The 10,902-nt window shown below is 71.2% G+C and carries 10 protein-coding genes; 8 read left to right on the forward strand and 2 right to left on the reverse strand.

Features of this window, described 5'->3' with window-relative positions:
* Window positions 1-8 precede the first annotated feature (8 nt).
* The 6 genes from AC27IY_RS44180 (at window position 9) to AC27IY_RS44205 (ending at window position 5,139) form a co-directional block, all read left to right on the forward strand.
* Complete coding sequence (locus AC27IY_RS44180; protein ID WP_423444094.1) at window positions 9-1,337, forward strand: ABC transporter substrate-binding protein; 1,329 nt, start codon at window positions 9-11, stop codon at window positions 1,335-1,337.
* Between the two features lie 12 nt (window positions 1,338-1,349).
* Window positions 1,350-2,729, forward strand: a complete 1,380-nt coding sequence (locus AC27IY_RS44185) for an ABC transporter permease subunit (RefSeq protein WP_487181655.1) — start codon at window positions 1,350-1,352, stop codon at window positions 2,727-2,729.
* Entirely contained in the window at window positions 2,726-3,640 is a 915-nt protein-coding gene (locus AC27IY_RS44190) for a carbohydrate ABC transporter permease (RefSeq protein WP_423474560.1), read from the forward strand. Before AC27IY_RS44185 ends, AC27IY_RS44190 begins: the two co-directional genes overlap by 4 nt.
* Window positions 3,641-3,737: 97 nt before the next feature.
* Window positions 3,738-4,415, forward strand: a complete 678-nt coding sequence (locus AC27IY_RS44195) for a uracil-DNA glycosylase (RefSeq protein WP_344209528.1) — start codon at window positions 3,738-3,740, stop codon at window positions 4,413-4,415.
* 10 nt (window positions 4,416-4,425) lie between these two features.
* Entirely contained in the window at window positions 4,426-4,755 is a 330-nt protein-coding gene (locus tag AC27IY_RS44200; protein ID WP_423444088.1) for a hypothetical protein, read from the forward strand.
* A gap of 93 nt (window positions 4,756-4,848) precedes the next feature.
* Window positions 4,849-5,139, forward strand: coding sequence for an MTH1187 family thiamine-binding protein (locus tag AC27IY_RS44205; RefSeq protein ID WP_344209530.1), 291 nt, complete (start codon window positions 4,849-4,851; stop codon window positions 5,137-5,139).
* 188 nt (window positions 5,140-5,327) lie between these two features.
* Here AC27IY_RS44205 and AC27IY_RS44210 read toward each other — a convergent pair whose 3' ends face one another.
* The gene (locus AC27IY_RS44210) at window positions 5,328-5,855 is read right to left on the reverse strand and encodes a CGNR zinc finger domain-containing protein (protein ID WP_449948699.1); all 528 of its coding nucleotides are present in this window, start codon (window positions 5,853-5,855) and stop codon (window positions 5,328-5,330) included.
* A gap of 99 nt (window positions 5,856-5,954) precedes the next feature.
* Here AC27IY_RS44210 and AC27IY_RS44215 point away from each other — a divergent pair, with 99 nt between their 5' ends.
* Both AC27IY_RS44215 and AC27IY_RS44220 read left to right on the forward strand, forming a co-directional pair.
* The gene (locus AC27IY_RS44215) at window positions 5,955-7,751 is read left to right on the forward strand and encodes an MFS transporter (protein WP_487181656.1); all 1,797 of its coding nucleotides are present in this window, start codon (window positions 5,955-5,957) and stop codon (window positions 7,749-7,751) included.
* Between the two features lie 119 nt (window positions 7,752-7,870).
* Window positions 7,871-9,469, forward strand: coding sequence for an FAD-dependent monooxygenase (locus tag AC27IY_RS44220; protein WP_487181657.1), 1,599 nt, complete (start codon window positions 7,871-7,873; stop codon window positions 9,467-9,469).
* 238 nt (window positions 9,470-9,707) lie between these two features.
* On the opposite strand, the gene AC27IY_RS44225 is transcribed toward AC27IY_RS44220, so the two are convergent.
* Entirely contained in the window at window positions 9,708-10,658 is a 951-nt protein-coding gene (locus AC27IY_RS44225; protein ID WP_487181658.1) for a hypothetical protein, read from the reverse strand.
* Window positions 10,659-10,902: the final 244 nt, after the last annotated feature.

Genomic DNA, 10,902 nt, shown 5'->3' on the forward strand with positions numbered 1-10,902 from the left:
GGCACACCATGCGCACAGCCAGAGCAGCAGCAGTCCTGGCCGGGCTCGCGATAGCCGTCGCCGCGTGCGGCAACGCGCCCTCCACGACGGAGCCCGCCGCGTCGGGGTCCGCCCCGGCGAGCGCCGCCGGCGGCGACAAGCCGCTCAAGGGCGTCAAGCTCGAGGTCGCGGCCAAGTGGACCGGCGCCGAGCAGAAGAACTTCGAGCAGGTGCTGAAGGCGTTCACCGACAAGACCGGCGCCGAGGTCACCTACGCCTCCACCGGTGAGGACACCGGCGCCTACCTCGGCCCGCGCATCCAGGGCAACAACCCGCCGGACGTCGCCATCCTGCCGCAGCCCGGCCTGGTCCAGCAGTACGCCGACCAGAACGCGCTGAAGCCGCTGGGCGCCGACGTCATCAAGGAGATCGACACCAACTACACGCCGTACTGGAAGGAGCTCGGCTCCGCCGGCGGCCAGGTCTACGGCGTGCTCATCAAGGCGGCGCACAAGTCGCTGGTGTGGTACCGCGCCCCCGCCTTCGACGACGCCGGCGTGCAGCCCGCGACCACCTGGGACGAGCTGGTCAAGAACGCTCAGACGATCGCCGACTCCGGCACGGCCCCGTTCTCGCTCTGCGGCGCCTCCGGCTGGACCCTCACCGACCTCTTCGAGAACGTCTACCTGTCCTCGGCGGGCCCGGAGAACTACGACAAGCTCTCCAAGCACGAGATCCCCTGGACCGACCCGACCGTCAAGGTGGCCCTGGAGAAGATCGCGCAGATCGTCAGCAAGCAGGAGTTCCTGGTCGACGGCACCTCCGGCACCATGCAGACGGACTTCCCGACCTGCGTGAGCAAGGTCTACAGCAACAAGAAGGCCGCGATGGTCATCGAGGCCGACTTCGTGGCCGTCGAGGCGGTCAACTCCGGCGCCAAGGTCGGCGAGGACGCCAAGTACTTCCCCTTCCCCAAGGCCGGTGACACCGCCCCCGTCGTCCTCGGCGGCGACGTCGCGGTGGCCATGAAGGACTCCCCCGGCGCCCAGGCGCTGCTGCAGTTCCTGGCCTCCAAGGAGGGCGGCGAGGTCTGGGCCAAGCTCCCCGGCTACCTCTCGCCGAACAAGAACGTCTCCCCCGACAACTACCCCGACGAGCTGACCCGCCAGCTCGGCCAGACCATCGTCTCGGCCGGCGACGCCGTCCGCTACGACATGTCCGACCTGGCCCCCAGCGCCTTCGGCGGCACCGACGGCAAGGGCGAGTGGAAGATCCTTCAGGACTTCGTGCGCAAGCCGAGCGACGTCAAGGGCGCCCAGGAGGCGCTCGAAGCCGAGGCCAAGAAGGCCTGGAAGTAAAGAGGTAAGGCCGTGACCGAACGGTTGGACGGCCCGAAGGTCCCGCCCGCGACGACCGCGGGCGGGGCCGCCACCGGACCGGCTGATACCCCCCCGAAAAAACGACGCCTCGGCCCCTCGCCGGCGGTCGCGATCGCCTTCCTCCTCCCGGCGGCGCTGCTGCTCGGGATCTGGGTGGTCTACCCGATCGTCTACTCGATCATCCGCAGCCTGTTCGACGCCAGGGGCTCCGGATTCGTCGGGCTCGGCAACTACGCGACGATCTTCACCGACAGCGGGATGCTGACGACGATCCGCAACAACCTCATCTGGGTCGTCGTCGCGCCGATCATCGTCACCACGATCGGCCTGATCTTCGCGGTGCTGACCGAGCGCATCAAGTGGGCGACGGCGTTCAAGCTGATCGTGTTCATGCCGATGGCGGTCTCGCTCATGGCCGCCGGCGTGATCTTCCGCCTGGTGTACGAGCAGAGCCCCGACAAGGGCCTGGCCAACGCCATCCTGACGACCGTGCACGACACGTTCTCCTCCTCGCAGGGCTATCCCGAGGCCCGGCCGCGCGAGGGCGACCAGTCCCCGGTCGCCGCCGACCAGGGCGGCGCCGTCGTCACCAAGCAGCCCGCCCAGGCGGGCCAGCCGGTGCTGATCCCCATCGTGGGCGTCAAGCCCGCGGTCATGCCGTCGAACGCGGCGCCGGCGAAGGCCCCGCAGCCGGGCAACGCGCTGTCGGGCGTCGTGTGGTTCGACTTCGCGGCGGGCGGCGGCGGCACGAGCGGCCAGGTGGACGGCACCGAGAAGGGCCTGCCCGGCATGACCGTCGAGGCCGTGCGCGGCAACGAGGTGGCCGGCACCGCCACGACCGCCGAGGACGGCTCGTTCCGCTTCGAGGGCCTGCCGGCCGGCTCCTACACGGTGCGGCTGCCGAAGGCGAACTTCGAGGCGGCCTACGGCGGGCTCTCCTGGCTCGGCCCGACCCTCATCACGCCGGCCATCATCGGCGCCTTCGTGTGGGTGTGGGCAGGTTTCGCGATGGTCCTGCTGGCGGCCGGTCTCGCGGCGATCCCGCGTGACGCGCTGGAGGCGGCCCGCATGGACGGCGCGACGGAGTGGCAGGTGTTCCGCAAGATCACCGTGCCGCTGCTCTCGCCGGTGCTGCTCGTCGTCTTCGTGACGATGATCATCAATACGCTGAAGGTGTTCGACCTTGTGTTCATCATCGCGCCGGCCTCGGTCCAGCCACAGGCGAACGTGGTCGCGCTGGAGATGTGGCGGGTGTCCTTCGGCGGCGGCAACAACCAGGGGCTCGGCAGCGCGCTGGCCATCTTCCTGCTGGTTCTGGTCCTTCCCTTCATGATCATGAACATCCGCAGGTTCAGGAGGGAGAACACATGACCACCGCCACCGCGAGCGCGCCGTCCGGCGCCGCGCCCGACAGCCTGGGGGCCGGCGCGCCCCGCCGGGGCATCGCCGGCAAGCTGGTCGATCGCCTGGGCAGCGGGGCCGTCCAGGTCGTCATGGTGATCCTCGGCCTGTTCTGGCTGGTGCCGACGCTGGGCCTGATGGTGGTCTCGCTGCGGACCAACCAGGTCAACAGCGCCGAGGGCTGGTGGACGATCTTCACCAAGCCGGCCGAGCTGACCATCACCAGCTACAAGAACCTGCTGAGCGGCGGCTTCTCCGCCTCCTTCTGGAACACCGTGCTCATCACGGTGCCGACCACGGTCCTCGTGATCGGCATCGCGGCGATGGCGGCCTACGCCTTCGCCTGGATGGAGTTCCCCGGCAGGGACACCGCGTTCCTCGTCGTGGTGGGCCTGCTCATCGTGCCGATCCAGATCGCGCTGATCCCCATCGCCGTGCTCTACGGCAACGTCGGGATCTTCGGCTCGATCCCGGGCGTGGTGCTCTTCCACGTGGCGTTCGGCCTGCCGTTCGCGATCTTCCTGCTGCGGAACTTCTTCGTCGGCATCCCGGCCTCGCTGCTGGAGGCCGCGCGCATGGACGGCGCATCGGAGTGGAAGATCTTCGCGTCCGTGGTGTTCCCGCTGGGCAAGCCGGCGATCGCCTCGCTGGGCATCTTCCAGTTCCTGTGGGTGTGGAACGACATGCTCATCGCGCTGGTCTTCGCCGACACCGGCAACCAGCCGATGACCAAGTACCTGCAGTCGCAGATGCGGCAGTTCGGCTCGAACATGGACATTCTCTCGTCCGGTGCGTTCCTGTCGCTGATCATCCCGCTGATCCTGTTCTTCGCGTTCCAGCGGTACTTCGTCCAGGGCATGATGTCCGGCTCCGTCAAGTGACGGACCTTCACGGGCGCCCGCCACGGGGGCGGGCGCCCGTGATCATTCCGGGCGTTCGGCTCACAAGGCGTACCAGACCTAGATAAGCTCAACGGCCATGGCCGGTCGTCCACTCAATGAAATCGTCGAAGCCGGATGGGCTGCGGCGCTCGAACCCGTCGCCGAGCAGATCGCCCTGATGGGCGAGTTCCTGCGCAAGGAGCTCGCCGAGGGCAGGCAATACCTCCCCGCGGGGAGCGACGTGCTCCGCGCGTTCAGTCAGCCCTTCGACGACGTCAAGGTGCTCATCGTCGGCCAGGACCCCTACCCGACGCCCGGCCACCCGGTCGGGCTGTCGTTCTCGGTGGCCCCCGACGTGCGGCCGCTGCCGGGGAGCCTGGTCAACATCTACAAGGAGATGGAGAGCGACCTCGGCCTGCCCCGTCCGTCCAACGGCGACCTCACGCCGTGGGCCGACCAGGGCGTGCTGCTGCTCAACAGGGTCCTCACCGTCATGCCGGGCAAGCCCGCCTCGCACCGCGGCAAGGGCTGGGAGCAGGTCACCGAGCAGGCCATCCGCGCCCTGGTCGCGCGGAACAAGCCGATGGTCGCCATCCTCTGGGGCCGCGACGCCCGCAACCTCGCCCCCATGCTCGGCGAGGTGCCGCGCGTCGAGTCCGCCCACCCCTCCCCGCTGTCGGCGCGCAGCGGCTTCTTCGGCTCCAGGCCGTTCAGCCGCGCCAATGAGCTGCTGGTCAGGCAAGGCGCGGCGCCCGTCGAGTGGAAGCTGCCCTAGAGTCGTCGCCATGACTGATGAAGAACCGAAGTACCTCCGCCTCACGGTCGAGCTGACCGTCGAGGTGCTCGACATGAACGCCCTCCAGGCCGCGGCGCTCGCCGAGATCCGCCACCCGGACGCCGACCTCACCGACGAGGAGCGCACGGAGCAGGCCGAGCTGGTCAACGCCGACGACACCGGCGCCTCGGCGCTGCAGTGGCTGATCGAGCCGGACCACGTGCTGGCGCTGGTCGACCACATCGCGGAGATCGAGCCGCGGGAGGCCGTGCTCGGCGTGGAGCCCTCCGAGGGGCTCAGTGACGAAGAGGACGAGGAGCACGACCACGACCACGGGTGACCGTGCCGGGGTGAGCGGTGGGCCACGACGTTCGACGGCGTCGTGGCTTTTCGCTTCTCCCGGCCTTTCGGCTGCTCAGCTAGGATCAGCTTCGTGATCGTCGCATTCTCCATCACCCCGCTGGGCGTCGGCGAAGGGGTCGCCGAGCCGGTGGCCCGCGCCGTCAAGGTGGTCCGCGACAGCGGCCTGCCCAACCGCACGGACGCCATGTTCACCACGATCGAGGGCGAGTGGGACGAGGTCATGGCCGTGGTCAAGCGGGCCGTGGACGCCGTCGCCGAGGTCGCGCCCCGGGTGAGCCTGGTGCTCAAGGCCGACCTGCGCGAAGGGGTGACGGACGGCATGACGACCAAGATCGAGTCCCTGGAACGCCACCTGTCCTGACGCTCGGTCCCAGGGGTCGTGCGGCTCGCGCGGTCAGGTGCCGGATGCCGTGCGGCTCGCGCGGTCAGGTGCCGGATGCCGTGCGGCTCGCGCGGTCAGGTGCCGGATGCCGTGCGGCTCGCGCGGTCAGGTGCTGGGTGCCGTGCGGCTCGCGCGGTCAGGTGCTGGGTGCCGTGCGGCTCGCGCGGTCAGGTGCCGGGTGCCGTGCGGCTCGCGCGATGGCGGCGTACGGCGTCGCGGTTGGCGCACCGCGGCGAGCAGTAGCGCTGCCGGCCGGTGCGCGAGGTGTCAGCGAAGATCGCCGCACACTCGCTGACCGCGCACCGCCTGAGCCGGTGCATGCCCCGTCCCACCAGGTGCAGCGCGGTGCCCACGGAGATGAGCGCGAACAGCACCGCGCCGAGCGGCTGCCGGTCGTCACGGTAGTGCAGGTGCCAGTCGCCCGCGTGGTCGGTCATGCGGGGGTAGGCGGCCGACTCCGCCAGCATGCGGTTGACCAGCGTGGCACGCTCGTGCTCGTCGCCGGTGTCGACGACCTTCTCCCAGGCGTCCAGGACCGCGTGCACGCGGACCAAATCGTCCGGCGTGACCGGGCGCTCCAGCACCATGCCCGCCTCGCGGCAGCGGCCGGCCAGCTCCGCGGGCGTCGCGGGGCGGCGGTTGGCCAGGTCGGCGGCCAGCTTGACGGCATCCTCGCCGTAAGGGTTGAGATGCATAAGGCCATTACATCAGGCTGACGCCATGACACACCACACCGGCATACGGACCCACCGGCCTGCCCGTCCGGAACCCGGCCTGGTATCGGGCTCGCGTGCATGACGAAGCCCGCGCCCACTGACCCACCCGGCGGCTCCTCCCCCACTCCCGCCCTCGCCTCCTGTGAGACGGTCGACGCTGGACGTGCGGTGTGGCATGCCGGGCGGTACCGGTGGGTGGTGCTGGCCGCCGCCACGTTCACCCAGGCCGCCTCCGGCTTCTTCGTCCAGGGCATCGGGGCGATGGGCGTGCACCTGCGGGACGACCTGGACCTGAGCGCCGCCCAGCTCGGCCTTCTCCTCTCGGCCGCCCAGCTGGCGCCGCTGGCGGGCCTGCTGGTCGCCGGAGAACTGCTGGACCGCTACGACGAACGCTGGGTCGTCGGGGCGGGCGCGTGCGTGGTGGCCGCGAGCCTGGCGGTGGGAAGCCTCGCGCCCGGGTACGCGGCCCTGCTGCTCGTCCTCCTGGTGGTGGGCGCGGGGTACAGCACCGTCCAGCCCGGGGGCAGCAAGTCGGTGGCGTCCTGGTTCGACACGTCCCGGCGCGGTCTCGCCATGGGCATCCGGCAGGCGGGCCTGCCGCTGGGGGGTGTGCTCGCGGCGGCCGTACTGCCCGCGCTGGCCGCCTCGGCCGGGTGGCGGGCGACGCTGGTGGTTGGGGCGGCGGTCGCGTCCCTGGGCGCGATCACCTTCACAGCCTTCTGCCGCCGCCCACCCTTCCCCCCGACCAACCCCCAACCCGACACCCCCACTGGCATCCGTGCTCACGCTCCCACTGGCATCCACCCTCACGCCGACACCCAAACCCAGACCCCACCTCACATCCACGCCCACACTCCCACCGACATCCACCCTCACGCCGACACCCAAACCCAGACCCCGCCTCACATCCACGCCCACACTTCCACCGACATCCACCCTCACGCCGACACCCAAACCCAGACCCCGCCTGACCTCCACGCTCGCACTTCCACCGACATCCACGCTCACGCTGACACCCACATCACTCACAACCACACCCACATCGACACCCACGCGCGCACGCACGCTGCCACCGAAGCCCGCACCGGCACGAGCACCAGTGGCGGCGTCAGCACCAGCGGCACCAGCACCGGTGACGGCACCAGCACCAGCACCGGTGCTCTTCCCCCGCCGTCACCCGAACCGCGCCCCGGCCCACGCCCCACAGGGCAGCCCGGATCGCGGTCCCGCGCGTCCGAGTCCTCTCGGCGGCTGCGTCTGCTGCGGGAGCCGGCCATGGTCAGGATCCTGGTGTCCGGGACAAGCCTGGTGGCGGTGCACAGCGGCATCGGCGCTCTGACCGTGCTGCACCTGCACGAGACGGCGTCCCTCGCACCCGGCACGGCGGCCCTCGTCTTCGTGGCCGTGCAGGCGGCGGGCGCGGCCGGCCGGATCTGCCTGGCCGCCTGGAGCGACCGCAGCCGACCCGGCACCTCCGCCGACCGCCACCGCCGATTCAACCGATCCGGCCGCTACTCCTCGGTGCTGGCCTGCCTGGTCGCGGTGATCGTGGGCCTGGTCGCGCTCGCCACCCCCGTCGGTCAATCCCCAGTCGCGGCTTCCCTCCTGTTCGTCTGGCTCGGGTTCTTCGGCATCGGCTGGTACGGCCCCTGGGTCGCCCACCTGGCCGAGTCGGCGCCGCCGGGCAGGACCGGGTTCGCCCTCGGCTCCGCGATGGCCGTCAACCAGATCGCCATCATCCTCACCCCACCCGCCCTCGGCCTGCTCAAGGACGTCTCCCACGGGTTCGCGCCGTCGTGGGGCCTGCTCGCCGCTCTGTCGGCGGTCGCCCTGGCCCTCACGCTCCGCTCCCCGAATCCGTGGCCCCGCCCGTAGCGGCCGTACGAAGACCTCACTCCCCAGTTTCGCGATATGTCTTGACCGGCTTCGCGGACGCGACATATCGTGTCGCTCGCCACAAACGCGATAGTACGCGTCACCGGAGGTGGAGAGCAATGGAGCAGGAGCGAGTGCCGGTCCTTGTGGTCGGCGGGGGATACGCGGGGCTGAGTGCGGCGATGCTCCTGGCCTGGCGGGAGGTGCCGGTCATGTTGGTCGAACGGCATCCGAGCACGTCCATCCAGCCCAAGGCGTTCGGCGTGGGCCCGCGCGCCGTGGAGCTGCTGCGCCCCGTGCCGGGCGTGGAGGAAGCCCTGTCCGGCATCTGGGCCGGCATCGGCGACGACATGCGCATCGCCATCGCCAAGAGCCTGACCGACCCCGCCCCTCACATGATCATGGCCAGCGAGGACGAGGACATGAGCTTCCTCGGCAAGGTCACCCCGGCCGCCCAGATCGGCGCGCCCCAGGCCGAGATCGAGCGCGTGCTCCGTCACGCCGCCGAGGAGCTGGGCGCCGACCTGCGTTTCTCCACCGAGCTCAGCTCCCTCGACCAGGACGAGGACGGCGTCACCGCCCGCATCCGCACCGGCGACGGGGAGGAACGGCTCGTCCGCGCCGACTACGTGGTGGCCGCCGACGGCTACCGCAGCCCCCTGCGCCGCGCCCTCGGCGTGCCGACCTCGGGCAAGGGCGAGCTGGGCCAGATGTGCTCGATCATGTTCGACGCCGACCTCGGCGGCCTGGTGCGCGAGCGCGAGGTCACCCTCTGGTATCTCCAGAACGACGTCTTCACCGGCGTCATCGTGACCGGCACCGGCGTCGGCGCGCACGTCCTCGGCGTCAACCTGACCGAGGGCCAGACCGAGGCCGACTTCACCGACGAGCGCTGCGTCGAGCTCGTCCGCGTCGCGACCGGCCGTCCCGGCCTCGACGTGCGGCTGCTGGACCGTACGACGTTCGGGCTGGCCCACATCCTGGCCGACACCTACCGCGCCGGCCGGGTCTTCTTCGCCGGGGACGCCGCCCACACCATGCCGCCCACCGGCGGCCAGGGCGGCAGCACCGCCCTCCAGGACGGCGCCGACCTCGCCTGGCGGCTGTGGCTCGTCGTCACCGGCCAGGCCGGACCGGGCTTCCTCGACACGTACGACGCCGAGCGCCGCCCCATCGGCGCGCTGACCGCCGACGCGCAACTCGCCAACCTCGGCGTACGCATGCCGCCGGCGGCCCGCGTCGGCTACCCGGAGCCGCTCGCCGACCCGGTCGGCGCCCTGATCGGGCACCGCTACCACTCCACGGCGATCCTGGACGAGCCCGGCGACGACGGCTCCATCATGGAGGACCCCCGCGTACCGAACGGGCGGCCCGGCAGCCGGGCACCGCACGTGATCCTCGACTGGGAGGGCCAGCGCATCTCCACCATCGACCTGTTCGGCTCGGGCTTCGTCCTGATGGCCGACAGGCAGGGCGGTCACGCCTGGATGGACGCCGGGCGCATGGCGAAGGAACGGCTCGGGGTGCAACTGACCCGGCTGCTGGTGGGCGAGGAACTGCGGGACGTGGAGGGGTGCTGGCGGGAGCGGTATGGCGTCAACGGGGACGGCGCCGTCCTGGTCCGCCCGGACGGGTACGTCGCCTGGCGATCCCCGTCCATGGCGGACGACCCCCTGGCCACGCTGGAGCAGGTCCTGCGCACCATTCTCAGCCGCTGATCCCGGCCAGCGGCGGCGGTCGGCCGCCGTTGAAACGCCGTCCAGCCACTCCACTTCAGGCCGCAACGCTGATCCCTGGGTAGCCCGGTGATCCTCATGCGGATGACGCGGCCAGCACGGCGGGTGGGTCACTCAGGGTTTCGCCCAGGCGGTGATAGGCGAGGACAGCTTCTCGGGGCGCGTGCGTGCGCCGCAGCTCCCCGCGGCGGGTTACGAGCTAAACCGAACCCGGGCAGGATCAGGCGGCGGCCAGGGTGGGGGTGGAGGTGAGCGTGGCGTGGTGGGCGCCTCGAGTGGCGCAGAGCCAGGCGTTGACCGAGCCGGTGAAGCCCGAGGGTGGGCCGACCTTGAGGCGGGTGACCTGGCCGGCGCCAGGGGCCGGGCCGACCTTGAGGCGGCGGATGCTGCCGGTGCGGCCGAGCTCGCCCTGATCCGCGTCGTACGGGGTCAGTCGGACGCCGAACGGCGCGCCCGTGCCCTCCGGCCGGATGTGGAGGAAGTCGTCGAGGCGGCGGTGCGGGGCGCCGGGATGGGCCGCGAGGTAGGCGAGCTGGTCGGCGACCAGGTGGTGGGCGACCGTGCGCAGGAGGTGGGTGGCGCACAGGCTGTGGGCGCAGGCCGCGCCATCGAGGGTGATCTCGGGCAGCGCGAACCTGCGCAGGCCGCGGGAGGTCATCCGGAGGCAGTCGCAACCGGCCGTGTCGGCAGGGTCCCACGGCGGGCAGGTGGCGGCGTCGTGCACCTGGACGTCCCAGCCGAGCCAGTCGTCGCCAAGGTCGAAGCGTGGCGGTTCGTCGGCGCGCCGTCCGCGGGTTGGTACGTAGGCGCCGGTCAGGGGGTCGATCAGGACGCCGTCGCAGGCGTCGGCGAGGGCCCGGGCGACCGCGCGAGCCGTCTGCGCGATGGCGGGCAGGCGGTGCGGAGGCGCAGTGGCGGCGACCACGAGGTGGGCCATGGTGCGACGCAGGCGTCGCAGATGGTCGGCGGGGAGCGTCGCCCCTGCCGGTCTCCAGGGGGTGGCGTGCCGGGTGATGGTCAGGAAACCTGCGCCCATCGCGGCGAGCGCCGCCCTGCGGTGAGCTGGCGCGATCCGCCAGGGCACGAGTGAGCCGGGGTCCGCCGGAAGCCGGGCCACGGCGATGACGAACAGGGATGTCAGGGTGCGGGGCAGCGGAAGAACGATCTTCATGGGGTGGCCTCCGTGGCTCATGGTCGTGGTCGTGGTCCTCGGATCGGGGTCCGTGCGGGTGAGTGCGGGACCCAGGATCGAGGACGGAGGCCGGGCGGCGGGGCGGCGAACGGGATTCTGTGGATGACGGTGGCACCGCGACCCCAGCCTGTGGACAAGCGAGAGGCTCCCTCAACTGCATCCGCGGGGCCCGCCCCAGGCGACCCCATGTGCGCGCGTGCGCAACCCGGGTCGAGGACCCAGG

It is taken from the genome of Nonomuraea sp. B208, from assembly GCF_057536035.1.

What these genes read in the sequence shown, in the direction of transcription:
- AC27IY_RS44180 (WP_423444094.1), top strand. Translation starts at nt 9, where the DNA reads ATGCGCACAGCCAGAGCAGCAGCAGTCCTGGCCGGGCTCGCGATAGCC.
- AC27IY_RS44190 (WP_423474560.1), top strand. Translation starts at nt 2,726, where the DNA reads ATGACCACCGCCACCGCGAGCGCGCCGTCCGGCGCCGCGCCCGACAGC.
- AC27IY_RS44195 (WP_344209528.1), top strand. Translation starts at nt 3,738, where the DNA reads ATGGCCGGTCGTCCACTCAATGAAATCGTCGAAGCCGGATGGGCTGCG.
- AC27IY_RS44200 (WP_423444088.1), top strand. Translation starts at nt 4,426, where the DNA reads ATGACTGATGAAGAACCGAAGTACCTCCGCCTCACGGTCGAGCTGACC.
- AC27IY_RS44210 (WP_449948699.1), bottom strand. Translation starts at nt 5,855, where the DNA reads ATGCATCTCAACCCTTACGGCGAGGATGCCGTCAAGCTGGCCGCCGAC.
- AC27IY_RS44215 (WP_487181656.1), top strand. Translation starts at nt 5,955, where the DNA reads ATGACGAAGCCCGCGCCCACTGACCCACCCGGCGGCTCCTCCCCCACT.
- AC27IY_RS44220 (WP_487181657.1), top strand. Translation starts at nt 7,871, where the DNA reads ATGGAGCAGGAGCGAGTGCCGGTCCTTGTGGTCGGCGGGGGATACGCG.
- AC27IY_RS44225 (WP_487181658.1), bottom strand. Translation starts at nt 10,658, where the DNA reads ATGAAGATCGTTCTTCCGCTGCCCCGCACCCTGACATCCCTGTTCGTC.